Origin of the sequence: Myxococcus faecalis, from assembly GCF_050039385.1 — a bacterium.
Lineage (GTDB): Bacteria > Myxococcota > Myxococcia > Myxococcales > Myxococcaceae > Myxococcus > Myxococcus fulvus.
In genome coordinates, this window is record NZ_CP144336.1 from 6,073,287 (window position 1) to 6,095,716 (window position 22,430).

General features: G+C 71.7%; 19 protein-coding genes. 10 read left to right on the forward strand and 9 right to left on the reverse strand.

Features of this window, described 5'->3' with window-relative positions:
- Positions 1–7 precede the first annotated feature (7 nt).
- The 3 genes from VZQ01_RS24370 to VZQ01_RS24380 all read right to left on the reverse strand — a co-directional run bounded on the left by VZQ01_RS24370 (position 8) and on the right by VZQ01_RS24380 (position 5,223).
- Complete coding sequence (locus VZQ01_RS24370) at positions 8–2,878, reverse strand: carboxypeptidase regulatory-like domain-containing protein (protein WP_426744781.1); 2,871 nt, start codon at positions 2,876–2,878, stop codon at positions 8–10.
- A gap of 52 nt (positions 2,879–2,930) precedes the next feature.
- On the reverse strand, positions 2,931–3,836 hold the full coding sequence (locus tag VZQ01_RS24375; RefSeq protein ID WP_324289149.1) for a lipid kinase: 906 nt from the start codon (positions 3,834–3,836) through the stop codon (positions 2,931–2,933).
- Between the two features lie 526 nt (positions 3,837–4,362).
- Positions 4,363–5,223, reverse strand: a complete 861-nt coding sequence (locus VZQ01_RS24380; protein ID WP_426744783.1) for an EF-hand domain-containing protein — start codon at positions 5,221–5,223, stop codon at positions 4,363–4,365.
- A gap of 163 nt (positions 5,224–5,386) precedes the next feature.
- On the opposite strand from VZQ01_RS24380, the gene VZQ01_RS24385 reads away from it, so the two are divergent.
- The gene (locus tag VZQ01_RS24385) at positions 5,387–5,857 is read left to right on the forward strand and encodes a transcriptional regulator (protein ID WP_267699218.1); all 471 of its coding nucleotides are present in this window, start codon (positions 5,387–5,389) and stop codon (positions 5,855–5,857) included.
- A gap of 150 nt (positions 5,858–6,007) precedes the next feature.
- Here VZQ01_RS24385 and VZQ01_RS24390 read toward each other — a convergent pair whose 3' ends face one another.
- The 3 genes from VZQ01_RS24390 to VZQ01_RS24400 all read right to left on the reverse strand — a co-directional run bounded on the left by VZQ01_RS24390 (position 6,008) and on the right by VZQ01_RS24400 (position 8,016).
- Positions 6,008–6,724 (reverse strand): HAD family hydrolase, encoded by a 717-nt coding sequence (locus VZQ01_RS24390; protein WP_141326661.1) that lies wholly within the window; start codon positions 6,722–6,724, stop codon positions 6,008–6,010.
- A gap of 42 nt (positions 6,725–6,766) precedes the next feature.
- Positions 6,767–7,567 (reverse strand): hypothetical protein, encoded by an 801-nt coding sequence (locus tag VZQ01_RS24395; protein ID WP_223750665.1) that lies wholly within the window; start codon positions 7,565–7,567, stop codon positions 6,767–6,769.
- A gap of 101 nt (positions 7,568–7,668) precedes the next feature.
- Positions 7,669–8,016, reverse strand: coding sequence for a hypothetical protein (locus VZQ01_RS24400; protein WP_223750666.1), 348 nt, complete (start codon positions 8,014–8,016; stop codon positions 7,669–7,671).
- A gap of 212 nt (positions 8,017–8,228) precedes the next feature.
- Here VZQ01_RS24400 and VZQ01_RS24405 point away from each other — a divergent pair, with 212 nt between their 5' ends.
- The 5 genes from VZQ01_RS24405 (at position 8,229) to VZQ01_RS24425 (ending at position 15,068) form a co-directional block, all read left to right on the forward strand.
- Complete coding sequence (locus tag VZQ01_RS24405) at positions 8,229–9,224, forward strand: site-2 protease family protein (RefSeq protein ID WP_267699220.1); 996 nt, start codon at positions 8,229–8,231, stop codon at positions 9,222–9,224.
- Positions 9,221–9,973, forward strand: coding sequence for a hypothetical protein (locus VZQ01_RS24410; protein ID WP_223750668.1), 753 nt, complete (start codon positions 9,221–9,223; stop codon positions 9,971–9,973). Before VZQ01_RS24405 ends, VZQ01_RS24410 begins: the two co-directional genes overlap by 4 nt.
- A 139-nt stretch (positions 9,974–10,112) precedes the next feature.
- Positions 10,113–12,110 carry a DNA repair helicase YoaA gene (yoaA, locus tag VZQ01_RS24415; RefSeq protein WP_223782770.1) on the forward strand — a complete coding sequence of 666 codons (1,998 nt, stop codon included), beginning with the start codon at positions 10,113–10,115 and terminating at the stop codon, positions 12,108–12,110.
- Positions 12,111–12,242: 132 nt separating this feature from the next.
- Positions 12,243–13,562, forward strand: a complete 1,320-nt coding sequence (locus VZQ01_RS24420; protein ID WP_426744787.1) for a hypothetical protein — start codon at positions 12,243–12,245, stop codon at positions 13,560–13,562.
- Between the two features lie 102 nt (positions 13,563–13,664).
- Positions 13,665–15,068: a hypothetical protein gene (locus tag VZQ01_RS24425; RefSeq protein WP_426744789.1), complete on the forward strand. Its 1,404-nt coding sequence runs from the start codon at positions 13,665–13,667 to the stop codon at positions 15,066–15,068.
- A gap of 3 nt (positions 15,069–15,071) precedes the next feature.
- Here VZQ01_RS24425 and VZQ01_RS24430 read toward each other — a convergent pair whose 3' ends face one another.
- On the reverse strand, positions 15,072–17,303 hold the full coding sequence (locus tag VZQ01_RS24430) for a TonB-dependent receptor (protein ID WP_426744790.1): 2,232 nt from the start codon (positions 17,301–17,303) through the stop codon (positions 15,072–15,074).
- 143 nt (positions 17,304–17,446) lie between these two features.
- On the opposite strand from VZQ01_RS24430, the gene VZQ01_RS24435 reads away from it, so the two are divergent.
- Positions 17,447–17,770: a hypothetical protein gene (locus VZQ01_RS24435; protein WP_426744792.1), complete on the forward strand. Its 324-nt coding sequence runs from the start codon at positions 17,447–17,449 to the stop codon at positions 17,768–17,770.
- On the opposite strand, the gene VZQ01_RS24440 is transcribed toward VZQ01_RS24435, so the two are convergent.
- Positions 17,759–18,037, reverse strand: a complete 279-nt coding sequence (locus tag VZQ01_RS24440; protein WP_046718573.1) for a LysR family transcriptional regulator — start codon at positions 18,035–18,037, stop codon at positions 17,759–17,761. The genes VZQ01_RS24435 and VZQ01_RS24440 overlap by 12 nt on opposite strands.
- Before the next feature lie 108 nt (positions 18,038–18,145).
- Entirely contained in the window at positions 18,146–18,403 is a 258-nt protein-coding gene (locus tag VZQ01_RS24445; RefSeq protein ID WP_426744794.1) for a hypothetical protein, read from the reverse strand.
- A 290-nt stretch (positions 18,404–18,693) separates the two neighbouring features.
- Here VZQ01_RS24445 and map point away from each other — a divergent pair, with 290 nt between their 5' ends.
- The 3 genes from map to VZQ01_RS24460 all read left to right on the forward strand — a co-directional run bounded on the left by map (position 18,694) and on the right by VZQ01_RS24460 (position 22,261).
- Positions 18,694–19,500, forward strand: coding sequence for a type I methionyl aminopeptidase (gene map / locus VZQ01_RS24450; protein WP_223750676.1), 807 nt, complete (start codon positions 18,694–18,696; stop codon positions 19,498–19,500).
- Between the two features lie 554 nt (positions 19,501–20,054).
- Positions 20,055–20,501 carry a hypothetical protein gene (locus tag VZQ01_RS24455; RefSeq protein WP_426744796.1) on the forward strand — a complete coding sequence of 149 codons (447 nt, stop codon included), beginning with the start codon at positions 20,055–20,057 and terminating at the stop codon, positions 20,499–20,501.
- Positions 20,498–22,261 carry a zinc metalloprotease gene (locus tag VZQ01_RS24460; RefSeq protein WP_426744798.1) on the forward strand — a complete coding sequence of 588 codons (1,764 nt, stop codon included), beginning with the start codon at positions 20,498–20,500 and terminating at the stop codon, positions 22,259–22,261. Before VZQ01_RS24455 ends, VZQ01_RS24460 begins: the two co-directional genes overlap by 4 nt.
- The last annotated feature ends 169 nt before the right edge of the window (positions 22,262–22,430 follow it).

Consider the following 22,430-nt stretch of genomic DNA (forward strand, 5'->3'; position numbering starts at 1 on the left):
GCGCGGCCTACTCCGCGCGGGTGGCGAACAGCTCGCGCTCCTGACCTTCGCGTCGCACCTGGAGCCGCACGGGTGAGCCCGGCGTGCCCCGTGTCCTGGCCTCCGCCTCCGCGCGGTCCCTCACCACGAGGCCATCCACGGAGACCAGCCGGTCTCCCACCACCACGCCCGCGCGCGCGGCGGGCCCGTCCGGCGTCAGCCACGCGACCTCCACCGAGCCGCGCGCCTCGCTGAAGCCCGCCCCCACCGTGCCCGGCTGCGCGCGGCGCGGAGACACCGTCACGTCGCCCACGTCCGTCGTCTCGCCCGGCTTCACCTTCACCGCGCGCGTCTCCACGCGGCCCTCGAACGGCATCAGGCGCACCGTGTGCGGCCCGGGGCGCACGTCCGGGAGCTGGAAGCGTCCGTCCGGGCCGGTGTGCGTGTCGGGCTTCGCGGACACGGGCTGGTCCAGGAACACCGCCACGCCCGCGGCCGGTCCCCCATTGCGCGCCCACACCGCGCGCCCCGCGATTCCCGCGGCGCCCGTCCCCTCGAGCTCCACCTCCACCTCGCTCGCGCCGCCCGGCGTCAGCGCCACCTGCGCGGAGCCCGTGCGCCCGTCTCTCGCGCGCACGTGCACCTTCAGCGCCTGTCCCGGCGCGTCGAGCAGCTCGAACGTGTCACCCGTGAAGTGCCGCGTCGACGGCGCCTCCGCCTCCCAGGGCAGCTCCTCGCCGCTCGCCTCCGTCAGCGTCAACGTGAAGCCATCCGGGGGGGTACCCCCTTTCGCGACCAGTTTCCCGCGCAGGCGCGCCGCCGGCTTCAGCCGCAGCTCCACCAGACCCTGACCCTCGCTCACCGAGGGCACCCTCACCGTGCGTCCCGCGTTGTACGCCGCCAGCTCCGCGAGCGGCGGCGCGCCCTGGGGACGCGTGGGGACCTCGAACGTGCCCTCCTCGTTTGCCTGCACGCGCAGGATGAAGGGCATGTCACCGCCCTGCACCGCCGCGACGATGGCGAAGGGACTGGGGGCGCCGGAGGGCTCGCGCACCGTGCCGGAGATGCCGCGCTCCTCGAGCAGCACCAGGTCCTGCTGCACCGCGCTCCCCGCATGGACCGTGACGCTGGGGTCATCGTCCTGGAAGTAGATGAAGCGCGCGCGCGGCAGCACCGCGGTGAGCTGGTACACGCCCGCGGGCAGCTCCATCGAGTACACGCCCTGCGCGTCCGTCTCCGCGTAGCTGATGTTCGCCGCGCCGCCGCCCGTCGACGTGCGGGCCACGGCGCGCACCAGCGCGGGCTCGGACGGAGGCTTGCCGGACGCCTGCGTCACGCGGCCCTGCACCATGCCGGTGTCCGCCAGCACCAGCGTCGTCCAGACAGACCGCTTCGGCAGCAGCGTCTCCACCTTCTCCGTCCATCCCTGGACGCCCTCGCGCCGCGCGCGCACGTGCACCTGTCCGGGGACCAGCTCCCGGAACGCGAACGCGCCCCTCGCGTCGGTGTGCGTGGTGCGCGCCGCCACACCCGAGCGGCGGCCCGCGTCCAGGCGCACCTCCGCGCCCTCCACGGGCGTGCCGCGCGCGTCCTGGACGATGCCCTGCAGGCTGGCGCTCGCGGGCTCCAGCTCGAAGTCCAGCTGCGTGAAGACGCCGGTGCCGACCTCCACGTTCGCCTTCATGCCTCGCGAGAAGCCCGGCGACTGGACCACCACGTCGTAGCTGCCGGGAGGCAGGCCCAGCCGGTAGATGCCGCCACCGCCGAGCGTCGTGCGCGCGAGCTCCCCCTGGCTGTCCGCGGGGTGCACCACCAGCTCCGCGGAGCGCACCGGGAAGGCGACGTCGGTGGAGCGCACCTCGCCCGTCAGGCCACCCTCGGCGCCCAGCGTGAGGGTGAGGCCGCGCAGCGTCTGGCCGGGGCCCACGAACAACGTCCCGGGCGCGCGACCGACCGCGTCGCCACGCTGCGCGGTCAGCACCCAGTTGCCCATGCCCACTTCCAACGCGAACCCGCCGCCCTCGCTCGAAATCGTCTCCAGGGGCGTCAGGCCTCCCGTGGCCCGCACCCGCGCGCCAGGGGCGGGCTGCCCCTTCGCGTCCACGACATAGCCCTCCAGCGTGCCCGCGCCCCACAGCCCCACCACCAGCTCCCCCTGCTGCGGGACGTGGAGGAAGAGCAGCTCGCGGCGGCTGAAGCCGGGCGCCTGCGCGGTGAGCCGGTAGCGGCCGGGCGCGAGGCCGGACAGCTCGAACTGGCCACGGCCGTCGCTCGTCGCCGTGGCCGCCTCCTCCGCGAGCTCCACGGGCTGGGCCCAGGAGAAGGCCGTGCCCGGGTAGGGATGGAGCGTCACCTCGGCCAGGGGCACCGGCTCACCGCCGCCCTCCTCCACCGTGCGGCCTCGCAACGTCACGCCCTCGGTCAGCGTCAGCTCGACCACCGTCTGGGGCAGGTCCTCCGGGCGGGTGGCCTCGCGGCGCGCGGGGGCGTGGCCCGGGGCTTGCGCCGTGACGAGATAGTCACCGGGGCGCGCGGGGAGCTGGACGGTGCCGTCCGGGCCCGTGGTCCCCTCGCTGGTGAGTCGCCACGTGGGCTCGCGGCGTTCATCGGGAGGCCGGCGGAAGGCGCGCACCTTCGCGCCCGCCAGGGGCCCCTGGGGCCCGGTGACGCGCACGAGGAAGGCGCCCTCGTCGGGCGTCACCGGCGTGTCACGCGGCGTGGCGGGCGCGGAGCTTCCAGGGGCGGGCCGCGTCGTCTCGCCGTTGAGGGGGCGAGGCGGGGTGGGCTCCTTCGCGGGGGCCGCCTCGCCCTGATGCGGGACTCGGAGCCAGAGCAGGAGCACGGCGCAGAGGGCCAGGAAGGCGGCGATGATGAAGGGACGGTGGAAACGCTGTCGCATGGCTCGTCCTCGCGGAAAGGCCAGCGTAAGCCACCCTGAAACAATTCGGAATTCAGGAGGGCGCGGGGGCGTAGACGCGCAGCGCCGCGGGGGCCACCTCGAAGCGCATGGGCGTCATCCCGATGAGCTCCCCGTCCGCGTTGATCTCCTGGGCGGGCGTGGCCTCGACGTAGAGGCGCGCTGCGCGCAGCGAGGTGACGGCGGGGTGGTCCACATGCTCTCCGCTGCGGAGCGACAGGGCCACGCGCGCCAGGGTGGCCAGGTCCTGGAGCTGGCCCAGGCCCGTGCCGTCGCGGCCCGAGCTCGCCGACGGGGCCTCGATGGCGTAGACGTGCAGCCGTCGGTCGTCCAGTCGCGCGTCCGGCGCCACCATGATGCCCGCGCCGTGGTAGCGGCCATTGCCCACCACGAGCTGGAGCACGTCCATCTCCACCTCCTGTTCGTCCGCCTTGAGCCGGATGCGGAAGGGCTTGAGGTCCATCACCTCGGCGGCGGCGGCCACGGGATAGGCGAGCACGCCGGCGCGCTGCTTGAGTCGCTTCGTCAGGCGCTTGGCGATGGCGGTGGCCAGGCCCAGGCTCGCCGCGTTGAGGAAGGGGCGACCATTGGCGAGGCCCACGTCCACGCGCGCCGCGTAGCCCCGGGCGATGACGTCGCACGCGGCCTCCACGTCGGCGGGGATTCCCAGCGAGCGCGCGAAGTCGTTGCCCGTGCCCAGCGGCAGCACGCCGAGCGTCACGTCGCGACCCAGCAGGTGGCCCACAGCGCCGCTCAGCGTCCCGTCTCCACCTCCGACGAGGATGCGGCGCGTGCCCCGCTCGAGCAGCTGTTCCAGCACGCGGCGCAGTCGTCCGCTTCTGGACAACGCATGGCTCTCCGCCAGCACGACACCCCGGGAGGCGAGGGCGCTCCTGGCGAGCGCATAGGCTTCCCGGCCCGAGCGGGACTGCGTGTTCACGACCAAAGCCGCGGGGCCCTCGTCGAGAGGCAGCCGGCGGGGAGGCTCGATGAGCGCGGGTTCCAGGGACCTTCTCCTTGTCGCGTGGTCGGCAAGATGTGCACGCCCCGTCCGCGAGGCCAGCGGGCCCCGGAGGACGAGGCTCGCGGCGAGCGCGGGGCCGGGAGCCTCCTCCTGGGGCCAGGCCCTCCATCCGGAGGGTGAAGGGCTCGGTGTGGGCCTGCGAGCCCGCCCGACACGACGGAGGACGTCATGGCTCCATGCGTGGGGCCGGGCTCCTGGGGATCTCCCGTAGGGCGGAGCCTCGGGTGGACGCAGCGGCTTCGTATCGGTGGGGCACCACGGGCCTGGCGGCCGCAGCGGATGGACGCAGCGGCTTCGTGTCGGTGGGGCACCACGGGCCTGGCGGCCGCAGCGGATGGACGCAGCGGCTTCGTGTCGGTGGAGGCGTTCGAGCGACCCTGTTCGCCGCAGCGGGTGGGCCCCGCAGCTTCGTGCCGGTTCGGTGGCGCGCGGACGCAGCGGCTCAGCGCTCCGCGTCGTGGCCTTCGGTGATGCGCTGCTGAAGGGCTTCTCTCAGCGGTAATGCCTCCGCGGTGCTCAGCACGCCGTCCGCGTCGGTGTCGTACGTGGTGAGCACCTCCGCGCGCCGCTTCCAGGCCGCCTCCACGCGCGCCTTGCGCAGCGTCGCGCGCTCCGATGCATCGAGCACACCATCGCGATTCACATCGTACGTCTCGAGCCGCTCCCGTCGCAGGAGCTCCCAGCGGGCGCGCCGCGCCTCACGCACGACCCGTCGCTCGGTCTCATCCAGGACGCCATCGCCGTTCGTGTCGTACTGCTCCAGTCGCTGCGCACGCAGGCGCTGGCAACGTGCCTCCATGGCATCCCCCAGCGCGGCGCGCTCCTCGGGCGACAGCGCGCCGTCCGCGTCCTGGTCGAAGACCCAGCGCACACGCCAGAAGGCCTGCGGTCGGACACGCCGGCCCTCGTGCACCCGTCGGGAGTCGAGGCTGTCGCGTCGCTCGCCCTGGTCCACGCGCAGCGCGCGAAGCTCTCGCCGTCCCAGCACACCATCCGCGTTCTCGTCATGGCGGGCCACGACCCGAGCGCGGTGCGCCTCGAAGTCGCACACGTCACCGGTGTCCGTGGGCTCGGTCCGCCCGTCCTCCAATTCCTCCTCCACCATGGCCTCCAGCCGTGGCGTGTCCGCGTCCACCACCGCGTCCTCGCCGAGCCCGCCCTCTTCCTCGGCGAGCGCGAGGTAGGACGCGGCCTCGCGGACATGGGGCGCGGCGGCTTCGTCCGAATCGGGGCCGCAGGCGGTCAGTCCCCACGCGAGGGCGAGGCGCAGCGTGGCGGCGAGGATGCGGGTGCGTCGGTTCATCGGATGCGCTCCGGGTGAGGGGCCGCGGTGTCCGGCCTCGCACGGCTCGAACCCCTTGGGTGGGAAGAAGTTGCCGCGCCCCTTCCCTGTGCATGGGTGGCTGCGCACCTTCCAGGCAAGGCCGGCCCTGTGCCGGTGGAGCACACAGCCCGGAGGGCGACGCATGGCACGAGGAAGCAAGGCGAAGTACACGGCGAAACAGAAGCGGATGGCCGAGCACATCGAGAAGGGCTACGAGGACAAGGGCACTTCGGAGAAGACCGCGGAGGCTCGGGCCTGGGCCACGGTGAACAAGCTCACCGGTGGCGGCATGAAGGGCGGCTCCGGCAGCAAGGCGAAGGCGGCGCGCCGTCGTCCCAAGGCCCGCGCCAACGCGCGCAAGGCCGGAAGCAAGGGAGGCCGCCGCACGGCCACCAAGCGCGCCACGTCCAGCCGGAAGTCCACCGCGCGCAAGCCCACGCGCGCCACGCGCTCCGGCAGCAAGTCCACCGCGCGCCGCACGGCCGCCAGGCGCGCCACGGCCCGTCGCTCATCCACGAGCAGCCGCTCTCGCGGCGGCACGGCGCGCAAGACCACCAGCCGTCGCGGCACCACCGCCCGGCGGACCTCGCGCGGCGGGCGCTCGCGCAAGTAGCAGTCCCCAGGTCAGGCGCCTCCATCTCGAGTGAGGCGGTGCGCCTGGCCTGTCATGCGTTTCGAGCCAGGCTCGACGAGGTGCCTGACGCGCGCCAGCGGGCGAGCAGGACCCGATGCGCCGTCCGGAGTCCGGCGGCGCACGCGGCGCTCAGCGCGGCTCTTCATCCTTGGCGGCGGGCGACGCGCCCGGCCCGTTCCACGGCCACTCCACCGAGGACTCCTCGGCCAGCCGCAGCAGCTCCCCCGCGTCCTTCACCAGCGTGCGGCAGCCCGCCGCGCGCAGGTCCTCGGCCAGGAAGCCCCCGGCCAGCACACCCACCGTGGGCAGGCCCAGCTTGCCGGCGGCGAGCGCGTCGTAGGGCGTGTCCCCCACGACCACCGCGGTGCTCACGTCCGGGCGGCCCAGCCGCGCCAGCGCGCTCTCGAAGATGTCCGGGTGGGGCTTGCTCTTGTCCACCTCGTCCTTGCTGGCCTTGGCCTCGTACAGGCCCTCGATGCCGCACAGCCGCACGTAGTGCTTGAGCTCCTCGTCCTTCGCGCTGGACGCCAGCGCCAGCCGCCGCCCCTGCTGACGCAGCCGCTGGAACAGCTCCCGCACGCGCGGGAAGGGCCGCACCTTGGGCAGGAACTCGTCCAGGAACAGCTTGGAGCGGTACTCCTCGATCTCCTTGCCGAAGCGCTCCAGCTCCTCGTCGTTGAAGAACACGGGGATGAGCTGGTCGGCGCCCTTGCCAATCTGGCTGCGCACGTGCGCGAAGGGGACATCCCGTCCGAAATGCAGGAACGAGCGTCGCCACGCCTCGGCGTGCTCGTCCACCGAGTCCACCAGCGTTCCATCCACGTCGAAGATGACGTTCTCCACCATCACTCGCCTCCCGGGCGAAAGTGGGGACGCACCTGTCGAGGGTCAACCGCCCGAGGGAGGGTTCTCCTCCGTGGCCTCCACGAGTGTCCGCGTCTTCACATCGTAGCCCTCGGGCGCCACGAGGGTGAAGGCGTCGTTGGGCGGCGGCTTCGTCAGCTCCAGCTGGATGAGCGTCGTCGCGCCCACCTTGCGGCCTCCCAGCCAGCGGCTCAGCCGCTTCGGCACGCACAGGCCCAGCTGGGGGTCGCAGTGCTCCTCCTCCATCCGCACCTCCGCCTCCGTCCCGTCCGGCGAGCGCGAGCGCTTGGTCAGGAAGTCGAGCTGCGGCCAGCGCAGCACGTACACCAGCTCCACTCCCTGGGCCTCGCCGCCGAGCGACAACGAGAGCTCCACGGCCTCCTCGGCGCGCGCGTGCTTCACCCGGCGCAGCGTGGCCCCGTGCGACACCAGCGGCGCGCGGAAGCCCTCGGGGATGAAGGCGCTGAAGGTCTGCGTGAGGAAGCCCGCGAGCTTCGCCGGAGGCAGCTCCGACTTGAACGTGGTGAAGCGCTTCTCCCCGTCGAGCTGCTCGAACAGGTGCGTGCCGTCCCACGAGAAGATGCGCGCGGGGGGCTCGCCCAGCGTGCCGCGCATGCGGTCCGGCGCGCGGTGCTCGAAGGTGAAGGGCACCGCGTCCTGGCCCTCGTCCTTCACAATCCCGATGATGCCGTAGCCGGACAGCTTCTGGTCACGCTCGACCAGCCGCGTCTTCACCTGCGAGGCCAGCGCCGCGACGTCGTCCGACTTCCGAGAGCAGCCCGCGAGGACGAGCACGACACAGCACACGAAGAGGCGAGGGGACATGGGGCGCGAGTGGGGCAGGAGGAGGGCTGAAAAGCAAGGAGGCCCGCCTGTCGCCAGGGGGCCTCCCGAGGTCGCCGAACCCTGAAGGGCCGGCTGCCTGACTACTTCACCGCCACGCCGGTGGCCGTGGAGGAGGTCACGCCGATGATGGTGCCGAACAGGGCGTAGATGCCGTGGCGGGGCGTGGTGCTGGCCGACTTCAGGTCGACCTTGGAGGCGCCCATGGCCTTCGCCTCGGCGATGAGGAGCTTGTTGACGACGGTGTCCAGGTCGCTCTGGACGATGTCGATGATGTGGAAGATGGCGGTCAGGCCCAGCGCGTTCGTCTGGATGACGGCCACGGCCTCACCGTTGGCGGCGATTTCGGTCCCGGAGACAACGGCGCTCTCGACGCTGGTGCAGCCGATGAGGCTGGACGCGGCAACGGCCGACAGGATGAGCTTCTTCATGGTTTTCCCCTCTAGTGAGTGTCGCTTGTCCGGTGGACGAGCACCCACGAGGGCGCACGTCCGTTTGAAAGTGACCTTCAAGCGGGCGCGGTCGTACCAGATGTCGACCCCATGTCAAGGTCCGTCCGGACACACTGTATGGCCATGGTGGATGCGCGCCCGCGTTGTAATGCGCACCTCGCCTTGCTAGCCCAGAACCCGAGGCTCCCTGAATGGACTCCGTCCCCGTCGCACGTCCCGCGCCCAGGTACTGGCTGCACCTCTTGCTGCTGCTGTTGACGGTGGCGACGACCTTCACGTCCTACCTGCTCTACTTCCACTTCCAGCGGCCGTACTCGCCCGACGAGGTCTCCACCGAGGCCGCCACGCGCGCGCTGTCGTTCAGCCTTTCTCTGCTCGCGATTCTCGGTTCTCACGAGATGGGTCACTACGTGCTGGCGCGCCTGCACCGGGTGGACACGTCGCTGCCGTACTTCATCCCGCTGCCGGTGTTGGGCGTGGGCACGCTGGGCGCGGTCATCCGCATCCGCGACCGAATCCCCCACCGCAACGCGCTGGTGGACATCGGCGCGGCGGGGCCGCTGGCGGGGCTGGTCGTCGCGCTGCCCATCCTGTACTGGGGGCTGTCTCACTCGGCGGTGGTGGACGCGCCGAAGGTCGCCTCGCAGTTCCCCGGCGAGTCCTCGCTGTGGGTGTACGGCAAGGAGCTGTTCACCTGGGTGATGGCGAAGGTGACCCACGCGCCGCCCGCGCCGGAGCAAGCCTTCCATGGCGTGCAGACCCTGTTTGGTGACAGCCTGTTGATGCAGGGGCTGACGTGGCTGGCATTGGGCCCCCTGCCGGAGGGGAAGGACGTGCTGGTGCATCCGGTGGTCATCGCGGGCTGGTTCGGTCTGCTCGTCACGTTGCTCAACCTGATGCCCATGGGGCAGCTGGATGGGGGGCACCTGGCGTTCGCGGTGCTGGGGCGCCACGCGCACTGGGTGGGGCGGCTGATGGCCGCCGTGCTGCTGTTCCTCACGCTCTTCGTCACCGCGTCCTGGGGGCTGTGGCTCCTGGTGACGAGCAAGGTGGTGGGCTTCGGGCATCCGGAGGTCGTGTACCCGCAGGAGCCGCTCAGCCCCACGCGCAAGCTCATCTGCGCGCTGTGCCTGCTGGCCCTCATCGGCTGCGCGATGCCCGTGCCCCTGCGTCAGGTGGTGTCATGAAGTTCCAGTGCGAGGCGTGCGAGCGGCTCATCCCCCTGGAGTCCTACCGGCTGGAGTCCGGAGGGCTGGTGGTGTCGTGTCAGCGGTGCGGCGCGGAGAGTCGCGCTCGGGCCGCGCAGCCGCTGGCGGTGACGCCGTCGGTGGGCGGCGAGCCGCTCGCCAGCGCGAGGCCCGCGGAGGAGCCCGTGTTGGAGTCCGCCGCGCGCGCCGGTGCTCCGGCCCTGCGGGTGGTGCGGGGCGCGGTGGCCGCGGCGCCGCCGCTGGACGACGAAGCGCTCTTCGTGCCGCCGCCCGGTCACTGCCCCAAGTGTGTGTCGACGCGGCGCGAGGTGGACACGTCCTGCTCGCAGTGCGGGTTGGTGTACGCCAACTTCGTGGAGTCGGAGCACCAGCCCTCGGAGGCGCTGCGCGAGGAGTGGCGCCGGCTGGCGGGGGAGTGGGGACAGTGGGAGGCGCATGACCGGCTGCTGACCCTGGCCATGGGGCGCGGGGAGCTGGCGACGGCGGGCCGGCTGTACCGCGTGCGGCTGGCGCGGGCGCCGGACGACGCGGTGGCGCAGCGGGCGCGGGAGGAGATCGTCCGCCGCGCCACGGTGGTGGTGCCCACGGAGGTGGAGGGCGCGGGGGCGTCGCTGCTGTCGCGGCGGATGCGCGGGGTGGCCATCGCGGTGCTCTTCCTGGTGGTGCTGCTGATGTCCGCCTTCATCATCCAGCGCGTCGGCGTGCTCCTGTCCGGCGACGTGCCCTGACGAATCCTCCGGCGCGAAACGCCCCGTCGCCAGGCGGCCGGCCGTGCGGGCCGTGGCGCTCGCGGGTGGTCGGAAACGGGCTCCGGACGCGGGTGGCTGCTATCGTGTCGGGCCGCTTGCGCGAGGCTGGCCACTCCCGATGACGCTCCCCGTCTCTCCCACTCTGTCCGTCGATGGCCTGCTCGGTCCGGGGGGCGCGCTCCAGGTGGCGCTGCCGGCGTACGAGCACCGCCCGGAGCAGCTCCAGATGGCGCGCGCCGTGGAGCGGGCCTTCGCCGAGCGCAGCTACCTGTTGGCGGAGGCCGGCACGGGCACGGGCAAGACGCTCGCCTACCTGGTGCCCGCGCTCTTGTCGGGCCGGCGCGTCGTCGTGTCCACGGCGACGAAGACCTTGCAGGACCAGATCTTCTTCAAGGACCTGCCGCTGTTGCGCGAGAAGATGGGCCTCACCTTCGAGGCGGCCTACCTCAAGGGGCGCAACAACTACCTCTGCCTGCACCGCTACGAGGCGTTCTCCAAGGACCCGCAGTTCGCCACGCGCGAGGAGTCGCGCTACTGGCCCAAGCTGAAGGCCTGGGCGGAGGACACGCAGACGGGCGACCGCGGCGAGCTGGATTTGCCCGAGTCCTTCAGCGCCTGGCCCCGGCTGTCCACCACGTCCGAGACGTGCGTGGGCACGCGCTGCCCGCTGTACGAGACGTGCTTCGTCACGCGCATGCGGAAGCGCGCGGAGGGCGCGGACCTGCTGGTGGTCAACCACCACCTGTTCTTCGCGGACCTGTCCCTGCGCAGCTCCGGCAAGCGCACCGAGGGCGTGCTGCCCTTCTACGAGGCGGTCATCTTCGACGAGGCGCACGCGCTCGAGGACGCGGCGAGCGGGCACTTCGGCGTGGGTGTCTCCAACTACCGGTTGGAGGAGCTGGCGCGCGACGCGGTGGCGGCGCTGAAGGAGGAGGACTCGCGGCACGCCATGCTGCGCGCGCTGGCGGCCCGGCTGCGCACCGGCGCGGACGCCTTCTTCGCGCAGGCGCCCCGCGCGCTGGGGCTGTCCGGCCACGAGGCGTCGGTGACGCTCCAGGCGGAGGGCATGGCGAAGCTCACCAGCGCGCTGGGCGGCGTGCGCGAGGGGCTGGGCGCGCTGTCCGCCTTCACCGCGGGCGAGCGCGAGCCGGAGCTGGCGGCCATCACCCGCCGCGCGGACGAACTGGAGGAGCAGCTCACCTTCCTGGAGAAGGCGGAGTCGACGGACCACGTGTACTGGGCGGAGCAGCGCGGCAAGGGCCTGTTCCTGCGCGCCAGTCCCATCGACGTGGCGAAGGAGCTGCGCGAGCGGATGTACGGCGCGCTCGACACCGTGGTGTACACGTCCGCGACGCTGGCGGCGGAGAGCCGCTTCGACTTCTTCGCCCGGCGCATGGGGCTGTACGGCGAGGACGGCCAGACGGTGACGCGCGTGCGGACGCTGGCGGTGCCCAGCCCCTTCGACTATCCGCGCCAGGCCGCGCTGTACCTGCCCACGCACCTGCCGGACCCCACCGCGCCGGGCTTCATCGAGGCGGCGGCGGAAGAAATCATCCGGCTGTGCGAGGTGACGGGCGGGCGCGCCTTCGTGCTCTTCACGTCGCTGCGCAACATGGTGCGCGCGTACGAGCTGACGGCGGGGCGGCTGCCGTATCAAGCCCTGCTGCAGGGCGAGCGTCCCAAGGCGCAGCTCCTGGAGGCGTTCCGCGACACGCCCAGCGTGCTCTTCGCGGCGCACAGCTTCTGGGAGGGCGTGGACGTGCCCGGGGACGCGCTGAGCCTGGTCATCATCGACCGGCTCCCGTTCGCCTCGCCGGGAGACCCGCTGGTGGCCGCGCGCATCAAGCAGCTGCAGTCCCGGGGTGAGGAGCCCTTCGAGCAGTACCAGCTGCCCCAGGCGGCGCTGGCCTTGCGCCAGGGCTTCGGCCGGCTGATTCGCACACAGTCCGACAAGGGCATCGTCACGATGCTGGACCGGCGCATCCGCACCAAGGCGTACGGGCAGGTGTTCCTGGACAGCCTCCCGGACGCGCGCCGGGTGGATGACCTGGTGGAGCTGAGCCGCTGGTTCAACGGCCCGGTGCGCCCCCTGCGCATCCTGCGGCCGGTGGACTGAGCGGCGGATTTTCCGGGCGGAAATGGCCCGGATAAATCGCCCGCTGCGTATGCCCCTGGCGGGGTGTGTCCCCTCCTGTCGTCCCCGCTCCCAGGGTGTTTCGTGGATTGGGCTGTCCTGCTCTGCTCGAGAGTGCTCCTGCTCGCCGCCGTGGCGGGGGTGGTGGCGTGTGAGCCCATCGTCCTGTCGCCCTGGGCCATCGCGAAGCCGCCCGACGCGGGCGCCGTGGATGACGACCCGGATGTCGATGACGCCGGAGCGGACGGCGGCGAGCCCACGCCGGGTGAGGACGCGGGGGAGGACGGCGGCGAGCCCACGCCGGGCGAGGACGGCGGCGCCGATGGCGGCCCCGGTGACGCGGGGGACGCGGGAGGTGGCGTCGGGAACGACGGCCCGGTGCTGGGAGACGGCGGCGTCGACGTGCGGATGAGCGAGTGGAGCGGGTGCGACGCGGGCTGGCAGCAGCGCACCGTGCTGCCCGCGGGCACCAAGGGGTACGGCAGCTTCGCGCTCGACGCGGACGGTGACGCGTACTTCATCGAGCACACCGACGACATCCTGCGCGTGGGGACGACGAAGCCCTGGCGCACGTTCCCGAGGACGGGGTGGTTGGGGCCGCAGCCCTACGTGGTCGGCGTGCGCGTGGGTCCGACGGGAGAGGTCCACGTGGCGTTGAGCCCGCGCTACCTCGAGGGCGACACGGACGTCCCCGTCCACTTCCTGCGCTACACCGCGGGCCGGTGGGTCCACACCGTGAAGCCTGGCGGGTTGCTGTGGGACCTGGAGGTGGACTCGCGCGGACACCTGCACGCGATGTCCACGTGGATCGGCCCGGAGAACCGCCTCCTGTACACACATGGACCGCCGGACGCGCTGGTGGTCGAGGAGACGGGGCTCGTGCTCGATGACGACATCTACCGGGCGAGCCTCCAGCTGGATGCCCGGGGACACGCGCATGTGGCCTTCATCCCGAGGAAGCCCCGGGGCATCCACTACGCCACGAACGCGTCCGGCGCCTGGGTGGAGGAGCCCGTCTCCTCGCAGGGGGACGATGGCTACCTCGCGCTGTCGCCCTCGGGGACGCCGTACATCGCCTGGATGGACAGCACCCACATCATGCTGGCCTCGCGGGACGCGCAGACGGGATGGACCGCGGTGTCCGTCGGCGACGAAAGGGCCTCGATGGAGGCGCTGGCCGTGAGCCCGACGGGTGTTGTGCACCTGTTGTTAACGGTGTGGGACGGCTCGCCGCTGCACCTGAGCAACGCGAGTGGTGGCTGGGTGCGGACGAGGCTCGGCCCCGAGCCCCTCGGCTTTCCTCCTTCCGCGACGGGGTCGTCGATGGAGCTGGATTCACAGGGCCGCGCGCACGTGATGCACACGTGGCTGAAGCCCGACGAGGTGAGCGGCAGGCCGCTGCGAACCATGGACTCCTATCGGCAATGTCAGTGAATGGGCCCGCCTGGGCCCCCGCGTGATTTCGGATACAGTTCCCTCTCGCTTCCTTCATCACCGACGTGGCCCTCGGGTCCGTCTCCGCTCCCCAGGTTGCTCGTGGACCGCTCGCCCTCTCTCCGACTGCGTCTCGTCCTGCTGTGTGTCTCGGTGGGGCTGTGCGCGTGTGAGCCCATCATCGACCCCAAGAAGTGGATCGGGCTCCAGGAGGACGCTGGCGGCAAGAGCCGGGACGCGGGGAGGGATGATGGCGGCGAGCCGGAGACGGGCCTCGACGCCGGAGACGACGCGGGACCTCCGCCCATGATGCGGGACGCCGGGCCGGATGCAGGGGAGGACGGCGGGCAGGGGGATGGCGGTGAGCTGCTCCCTCCGGCGGACGGCGGGGTGGATGAGGATGGCGGGACGCCGGACGCGGGAGGGTGGCCGCACAACCCGGATGGCCCCGTGCTGAGTGACGCGGGCGTCGACGCGCGCATGTCGGCCTGGAGCGCGTGCGAGCAGGGCTGGCAGAAGCGCAACCTGCTGCCCGAGGGCACCAAGGGCTACGCGCACTTCGCGCTCGACGCGGACGGTGACGCGTACCTCATCGAGTTCACCGACGACATCGTGCGGGTGCCGACGACGAAGCCCTGGCGTACGTTTCCGAGGACGGGCTTCATGGGGCCGCCGCCCTGGCCGGGTGGCATCCGAGTGGACGCCTCGGGCGAGGTCCACGTGGCCCTGAGTCCGCAGTTCGCGCAGGGCGCCACGGATGTCCCCACGCACTTCTTCCGCTACACGTCGGGCCGCTGGGTCGAGACGCGGATGGCGAGCGGTCTGGTGAAGAGCCTCGAATTGGACGCGCAAGGCCAAATCCATGCGCTGTCCACGTGGATCGGCGCGGAGCACCGCCTCATGCACACGCACGGGCCTCCGGGGGCGCTCGTGGTGGAGGACACGGGCCTGCGGGCCCTGGACCGGTCTGCTTTCACCTCGCTGAAGGTGGACGGGCAAGGCAAGGCCCACCTGGTCTACGCGGGGTATCCGCAGAAGCGCCTCCACTACGCCACGAACGCCTCGGGCACCTGGGTGTCGGAGGTCGTCGCCGAGGCGTGGGGAGCCCCCTACCTCGCGCTGTCGCCCTCCGGCGTCCCGCATGTCGGATGGAGCTCGGGCGGAGGGACCTGGCTGAGCGTCCGTGACGGGCAGGGCGTCTGGTCCACGACGCTCGTCACGCAGGAGAGCACCCAGCTCGACGGGCTGAGCGTGGGGCCCGCGGAGACGGTGCACGCGGTGACGATAGGGACCGACGGTCCCCTGGATTATTGGACCCGCACGCAGGATGGCTGGGCGAAGACGACCCTTGATGCTCACGAAGGGCCGGGCACGCGCTCCTTCATGGATGCCGCCCTGGAGCTGGATGCGCAACAGCGCGCGCACGTGATGCTCACCTCGGTGTTCGTGCCGGAGGTCGGGGCCAGGCCGCTGCGGCGCGTGGACTATTTCCGCCAGTGTCCGTGAGGCTCACGGCGCATCCCTGAGGCGCAGGCCCACGCGCGCGAGCACGGGCGGGCCCAGGGTGTCCACGCCGGCGCGGCCGGCCAGGTACTCGCGGTCGAAGAGGTTCTCCACGGCGGCGAACAGGTCCACCTTCCAGAAGAGCCGTCGGCTGACGGCGGCGTCCACCACGAGCGCGCCGCCCATGCCGCGCTCGTTCAGGTCGTCCTCGAACTGGGGGCCGATGACGCGAAGCTGCACGGTGGTGGTGAACAGGCGCGGGTCCTCGAAGGTGAGGCTGGCGGCGCCGCGGTGCCTGGGGTCCTGCGCGAGCTGGCGGCCCACCAGCTCGGGTTGACCGGGGGCCTTCGTGACGGTGGGGTCCACGAAGGTGTACGCGAGCAGCGCGGTCCAGCGGCGTGACAGTCGCCAGTCGACGCTGGCCTCCACGCCGCGCACGCGGGCGCGCCCCAGGTTCTGCCGCTGTCGGCCCGCGTTGCCCGGCAGGGTGACGTTGGTGATGGGGTCCTCGAGCACGTTCCAGAAGCCGGTGACGCGCGCGGTGAGGGCGCGCAGGGGTTCGACCTCGACGCCGGCCTCGGCGCCCCACAGGCGCTCGGCGGAGAGGTCCGCGTTGGCGGCGGTGAGGACGGTGCCGACCTGGAAGGGGCGATAGAGCTCGTTGAGGGTGGGGGCCCGGAACGCGCGATAGCCGGAGGCGCGGAAGGTGACGGGGTCCCACGGGCGCACGCGCAGGCCCAGCCGTGGGCTGAGCTGGTGCTCGGTGCGGTCGTCGTACCGGGTGGTGTCCGTGGCGCCGTTGACGCGCTCCACGCGCTGCTGGCCGCGGGTGTTGCGCCACGCATCCAGGCGGAGCGCGGCGGACAGCTCCACGGCGGGGATGGGAGCGTAGAGGTCCTGCAGGAAGAGGCCGCCGCTCCACTGGGTGCCGCCGGCCTCGCGGGCGACGAGCGCCTCGGGGGCCTGGGTGGCGGGGAAGAGCTGCTCCTGCGAGGTGCCGGTCATGCGGCGGGCGTCGAGCCCCGTGGAGAGTTGATGGGTACCGCCCGCGCTCCAGGCGGGCGCGGTCCACACGAGGGAGGCGCCCTGGTCGTTGGCGGGGACGTCCTGGGAGGCGGCGCGGACCTCGGTGGCACGGTCCTGCGCCACGCGGGCGCGGTCCTGTTCGAAGCGGAGCGCGCGGCCGAAGAGGTCGAGGGTGAAGGTGCCGCGGGCCTCGGTCTGGAGGCGCGCGCTCGCGCCGAACTGCGCGAGCTCCACGCGGGCGGTGGTGAAGCGGGTGCCTCCGTTCTGGTTCTCGCGGAAGAGGTTGGCGCGGGCGGAGAGGGTGAGCGTGTCGGTGGGCTGGGCCTCGACGCGGCCGTTGAGCACGACGTGGTTGCTGGGCGTGTCGCCGTCGATGGCGCCGCGCTGGCCGGGGCTGACGATGCGGTAGCCGTCGCTGGTGAGCAGCTCGGTCTCCAGGGCGGCGGCGACGGGGCCCCAGCGCTGGGCGCCGCGCGCTGCGACGAGGCCGGTGCCGCGGTTGCCATAGGAGACGTCGGCGTCGAGGGCGGGGCCGGTGATGGGACGGGAGATGAGCTGCACGACGCCGCCGAGCGCGGAGCTGCCGTAGAGGGCGGAGCCGCCGCCGGGGACGACCTCGATGCGCTCCAGGCCCAGTCGTGGAAGGGAGCGCCAGAAGACCCAGCCTCCGAGCGGGTCGTTGACGGGGACACCGTCGAGGAGGACGAGCGTGCGCGCGACGCCGGAGGGCGCCAGGCCGCGCAGGTTGAGTCCCTGCGCGGTGGGGTCGGAGACGAGGCTCGGGGTCCGACGGAAGGTGGCGACGGACGGCAGCGAGCGGACCAGGGTGTCCTGGGTCAGCGTGGGGCTGCGGTCGATCTCCTCGCGAGGCAGCACCACGGTGGTGGCGGGCACGTCGCGGATGGGACGCGGCAGCCGCGTGCCCGTGACGACGGTGCGCGAGGTCGAGTCGGGCTCCGCGGGCTCAGGTGTGTCGTCGACGGGGGGCGGGCTCGTGGACGCGGGTTGCGCGACGACATGGCCAGGGAGGTGAGGACCTTCGTGCGCCGTCGGGGTCGTGCGAGTCGACGCGGCGGTGACAACGTCAAGCGGCGGGGGATTCGTCTCGGGGTCGGCGGACTGGGCCCAGGTCGCGGACGCGAGCAGCGCACCTGGAAGCAGGAGGCACCCACGGAGCTTCGACGAGGTGAGGCGAGACGACCTGCGAGGCATGTTCGGGTGGTCCCTTCCGGTGGGAGGCGAGGTGCCTCAGTATGCGCGGGGCGCGCACCGAGTCATGGCTTGACCATGGCGAAGCGGTCCTGGTCCCGTGTGACTTCGTCCGATGGGCGACGCGAGGCGGAGAGAAGCACCCGATGTCCACGTCAGAAGAGATGGCGCGTGGAGGGCACGGCACGGGTGGCGTCCTGCGGATCCTCGAGGTCCGGAGACTCGACGCGCTGGACTGTGCGCTCGTCATCGAAGTGGCGGGGCTCCGCCATGAGCTGCGCGCCGAGCGCGTGGGGCAGAGCCCCTTGCTCGACATGTCGGTGGGTGACTTGTCTCCGTACCGGCTCTTCCGCGAGCTGCCGCTCAGCGCCCACCAGGTGCGGCAATGGGTTCGAGCCGCGGCCCTCGTTCACCGAGGAGAGACCCTGTCGCTGCCCTTGGAAGTCGCGGGCGAGACATCACCCGTCTGATTCACGCGGCGCGAGCCCGCGCACCGTGAGCACCGCCGTGTCCACCTCCGCGAGGATGCGGCGCGCGTGGTGCAGGAAGACCTCGCCAGCCGGCAGCAGGCGCATGCCCTGGCGCGTGCGCTCGAACAGCCGGGTGCCCAGCTCATCCTCCAGCGCGAGGATGTGCCGGCTGAGCGGCGGCTGCGTCAGGTGGAGCCGACGCGCGGCACGGCCCACGTGCTTCTCCTCGGCCACGGCGACGAAGGACTGGAGGTGCGTGATGCTCACGACCCCCACGTTATCGAGACCGCCCCCCGACGTGCACCCCCCATCCCCCGCCCCTGTTCCGAATCCAGCAGGAGGGCGACCGGCCGCCCGCTGATATCCTCGAATCCCTCATGTCGGACGGCAGGAGCTGGAGCATGCATGGAAGCTGCTGGGCACCGAGCCGTCCCAGCCCAAGGGCACCCCTCGAACCCGCTCGGGCGGCACGCTTCCGCGCACCTGGATGCCCAGGCCGCCCGCCGCCGCGGGGCTGAGCATCCAGGGCACCGTGGTGGACGCATGGGGACAACCCTTCTTGGGTGCCCAGGTCTCCGGCTCCAGGCCCATCGAGGGCGAGACGATTTCGACGCTGCCGTGCCCCGAGGACACGCCGACCTCCGTGTCGATGCACGAAGAGGATGATGACCGGACTTTCCCGCCCACGCGGAGCCCGCCGTGGTGCTTGCCGTGGACCGATCGCTGGCCTCGATTGGATGACACGACACAGCTGGCGTCTGGGGATGTCTCTGATGCTCCCTCGAGTGACTGCCGGGAAGTCCGCGACAGGGAGTTCTGGGCGGTCTACACCATGCAGTTCAACTGCTACACGCCCTGACGTCCGGGGACGATGCTGAAACAGCATTGGACGCTCCCGGGCGGGACGGTCACCTTGTCCCGCCATGGGAACTCCACTCTTCAAGGACGCGGAGGTCGAGCGTCTGCGGCTGGCGGGCGCGGCGGCCGCCGGCACGCTCGCCTGGGTCGCGCGGCGGCTGGCGCCGGGCATCTCCACCGAGGACATCAACCAGTGGGTGCGCGAGGACACGGCGCGGCGGGGCGGCATCCCCAGCCAGCTGGGCTACCACGGCTTCCCGGCCACGGTCTGCACCAGCCGCAACCACGTCGTCTGTCACGGCGTGCCGGACCCGAACGAGCGGCTGGCGCCTGGTGACATCATCAACGTGGATGTCACCACGAACCTGAATGGCTATCACGGGGACACCTCCGCCACGTTCTGCATCGGCGAGGTGTCCGCGGACGCGAGGCACGTGGTGGACGTGGCCCGCAGGTGTCGGGACATCGGCATCTCCGTGGTGCGCCATGGCGCGAAGCTGGGCGACATCGGCGCGGCCATCCAGGAACTGGCGGAGAAGGAGGGGTGCAGCATCGTGCGCGAGTTCGGCGGGCACGGCATCGGCCGCTCGATGCACGGGCCTCCTCACGTCGCGCACTTCGGCAAGAAGGGCACGGGCATCACCCTGCGCTCGGGCATGGTCATCACCATCGAGCCGATGGTGAACCTGGGGCGTCCCGACATCCGCATCCTGGAGGACGAGTGGACGGTGGTGACGGTGGACGGCAGCCTCTCCGCGCAGTTCGAGCACACCGTGCTGGTGACGCGCGAGGGCTGCGAGATTCTCACGCCCAATCCGGGCCTCCCGCTCTCAGTGGGTCCGATGCCGGCGTCCGCCGGGGCGCACCCGTGAGCGGGGCTTCGACGCGTCTTCGTTGAGCAGGACGCCTGTCGAGCCCCACCAGCTGAAGGGCCTCGTCGCATGTCTTCGCGCCGGCCTCTTGCGGCTCCAGGGAGGGGAGGTGCCGGAAGGGGGACGTCAAGCTCGCGGACAACAAGCTCCACACGGTAGCGGGTGTCCGTTGAGCGAGAGGGCCGCTCCTGGTCACGGGCGACCGAAGCTTTTCCGCCAGGCGCGTTGAGGTCCCGTCGGCCATGGGGCCGGAGGGCATGTGTCGGGTGAGAGAGGATTCATCCCGTGAGGGCATGTCCTGGCATGAGCACGGGGTGTTGGAGACCGGGCGGAGGTGGCCCTGCCGCCGCGTGGCCTGGGACGGGTGCTAGCATCAGGCGCGAGGGGGGCGGATGCGCGCACGAGCAGGCTTGAGTGGAGTGATATTGGGCGCGGTGCTCGTCACCCTGGGCATCTGCGTGTCGGTGCCACCCGGTCGGCGTGAGGCGACAGCCGCAGAGCCTCTTGCGGTGGCCACGTCCCCGTCATCCGTGACGAAGGACCCTCCGAAGGCGATGCCGGATCCCGTGCTCCGTGTGGAGCAGGTGAAGGGCGCGGGTGGAGCGACGGTCCAGGTCGCGGGCCTCGTGCCCCCGGACTCCGCGCTGGCGCGCTTCGCGAAAGACGCGCTGGTGCCGCTGACGGCGCAGGAGCAGGCATTGCTGCGCGAGGAGTCGGTGGATGACCTGTCCGCGCTCGTGGCGCGCACGGAGCGGGCCTTCATGGACGCCACCCCCGAGACGCGCGCACGGCTGGAGCGGCGCTACCACGCGGCGCTCGACCTGGTCGCGAAGCTCTCCGCCCCCCTCGCGGAGGATGCGCGGGCACGCGAGGTGGATGCCCGCTACCGGCAGGCGCTCGCGCGGGAGCAGGAGAAGTGGCGGGAGCTCTCGCCCGAGGACCGAGCCCGGGCGCAGGACACGTTCAAGGAATGGTTCTTCCAGGGGGAGCAGACGCGATGAAGGGTTTCATGGGAGCGCTGCGCGCGGTCGTGCTGCTGGCACCGATGTTGGCGTGGGCGGGGCCGCACTACGTGGCCCCGAGGGACTGGGGCAGCTTCATCTGGCTGAGCACCTGGCTGGAGGCCGGACAGAGCTACACGTTCGAGACACGGGAACTCTCGGGCTCGGCGCCGGACACGGTGCTGCACGTGCTGCGGGACAGGAACGGCTGGAGCCAGGTGGCGGTGAGCGATGACTGCCTGGGCGGGACGCGCTCGTGCGTGACCTTCGTGGCGCCGGACACGGGCTACTACCGCGTCTGGGTTCGCGCCTACGCGGACGGGCGCGGCGGCACGGCGAGCGTGTACCGCAACAACGAGCGCATCCTGACGAATCAGCCCTTCGGGGGCGTGCCGGTGCTCTTCGCGTGGAATGCGAAGGACACCTTCCGGGCCTCGGCGGCCACGCCGGGAGGTGGAGACCACCTGCTCTTCCTGCTGCGCTCGAACACCGAGTACCTGCAGCACGATGACGACAGCGGCCCCAAGTACTACCCGCTCGTCACCGCGGCGAGCACGCAGAACGTGGGCACGCAGCGCGTGGTGGTGGGCCGCTTCCCCGGGAGCACGGGCACGGCGAGCTTCATCCACGACGAGGAGCTCTGGTCCACCATCTTCGACGACAATGATGATGACGAGGACGGCCTGTCGGACGCGCTGGAGCCGCTCCTCGGGCTGCAGGCCGACGAGGAGGACTCGGATGGGGACGGCATCCCGGACACGTTGGAGGTGTTCGGCAACGACGGCTTCTCCTTCTCCGAGTGGGGGAGCCCCACGAAGCGGGACATCTTCGTGGAGGTGGACTGGATGCAGCACCCGACGAACCCGTACCTCACCCGGCAGCCCTATGCGGGGCTGGTGGCAGACGCGGCGGCGGTGTTCGCGCAGGACTCGGGTGGGAGCGTGCGGCTGCATGCCTTCATCGACAACCCGCTGCCGTGGAGCGAGGTGGTCTGCTACGGGAGCTGCACGGGCGGCGTGGACTTCTATTCACTGAAGGGCAGCCACTTCTCGTCGACGAACCCGGAGCGCCGGCCGTACTTCCACTATGCGATGTGGGCGTACCGGCACACGAGCCTCAGCACGTGCTCCTCGGGCAAGGCGGAGATGCTGGGCAATGACCTCATCGTCAGCATGGGCTGCTTCAGCAGCCCGAGCATCCAGGAGCAGCGAGGCACCTTCATCCACGAGCTGGGGCACAACCTGGACCTGGACCACAACGGCAACGACGTGGGGGGACAGTACAGCGTGGTGCACGACAGCGTGATGAACTACCGCTACCAGTTCACGGGCGTGAGCCACTCCGGCTGGCATTCGTACTCGTTCGGCGACAACGGCTGCGCGACGTGTGGCTCCTCGCCGAAGTACGAGTGTGTCTCCTGTCGGGACGGGTTCCTCGGATGCAGCTTCCCGGGGTGTGGCTCGTGTGACTGTGACGTGGGCGAGTGGGGCTCGCTGGAGGTCGACTTCACCGACGACGGGGACGCGGATGACGGCGCGGAGCGCGGCGTGAAGCGCTCGCTGCTCACGCGGTACGCGCCGGATGACAAGGGCGGGCCCGCGCGGTTCCAGCCTCGGGTTCCGCACGAGGAGCGCTCGGTGAGCCGCAGGCGTGAGGACGTCCGCCGCAAGCGGGAGCGATTGCTGGCGCGGGGGCGGGTGGAGGGGCGGGACTTCCACGTGTCCGCGGACGGGACGCTGCTGTACGCGGAGTGTCTCTGATGGGCCCGGACCGGAGGCCAGGCGGGACGACGAGACGCGTGCCTCGCGAGGCCTCTCGAAGTGGCCCCGCGCTCATGTTGCGCGTGGAACCGTCCGGGCGATGAAAAGGCATCCGCGATGATGAGGCGAGAGGTCGCATGTGACGGTTGGGGGCGGCCGAGGTGGCGCG

Coding starts and splice junctions, on each gene's coding strand:
- VZQ01_RS24370 (WP_426744781.1), bottom strand. CDS start 2,878: ATGCGACAGCGTTTCCACCGTCCCTTCATCATCGCCGCCTTCCTGGCC.
- VZQ01_RS24380 (WP_426744783.1), bottom strand. CDS start 5,223: ATGAACCGACGCACCCGCATCCTCGCCGCCACGCTGCGCCTCGCCCTC.
- VZQ01_RS24385 (WP_267699218.1), top strand. CDS start 5,387: ATGGCACGAGGAAGCAAGGCGAAGTACACGGCGAAACAGAAGCGGATG.
- VZQ01_RS24390 (WP_141326661.1), bottom strand. CDS start 6,724: ATGGTGGAGAACGTCATCTTCGACGTGGATGGAACGCTGGTGGACTCG.
- VZQ01_RS24395 (WP_223750665.1), bottom strand. CDS start 7,567: ATGTCCCCTCGCCTCTTCGTGTGCTGTGTCGTGCTCGTCCTCGCGGGC.
- VZQ01_RS24400 (WP_223750666.1), bottom strand. CDS start 8,016: ATGAAGAAGCTCATCCTGTCGGCCGTTGCCGCGTCCAGCCTCATCGGC.
- VZQ01_RS24405 (WP_267699220.1), top strand. CDS start 8,229: ATGGACTCCGTCCCCGTCGCACGTCCCGCGCCCAGGTACTGGCTGCAC.
- VZQ01_RS24410 (WP_223750668.1), top strand. CDS start 9,221: ATGAAGTTCCAGTGCGAGGCGTGCGAGCGGCTCATCCCCCTGGAGTCC.
- yoaA (WP_223782770.1), top strand. CDS start 10,113: ATGACGCTCCCCGTCTCTCCCACTCTGTCCGTCGATGGCCTGCTCGGT.
- VZQ01_RS24430 (WP_426744790.1), bottom strand. CDS start 17,303: ATGCCTCGCAGGTCGTCTCGCCTCACCTCGTCGAAGCTCCGTGGGTGC.
- VZQ01_RS24435 (WP_426744792.1), top strand. CDS start 17,447: ATGTCCACGTCAGAAGAGATGGCGCGTGGAGGGCACGGCACGGGTGGC.
- map (WP_223750676.1), top strand. CDS start 18,694: ATGGGAACTCCACTCTTCAAGGACGCGGAGGTCGAGCGTCTGCGGCTG.
- VZQ01_RS24455 (WP_426744796.1), top strand. CDS start 20,055: ATGCCGGATCCCGTGCTCCGTGTGGAGCAGGTGAAGGGCGCGGGTGGA.
- VZQ01_RS24460 (WP_426744798.1), top strand. CDS start 20,498: ATGAAGGGTTTCATGGGAGCGCTGCGCGCGGTCGTGCTGCTGGCACCG.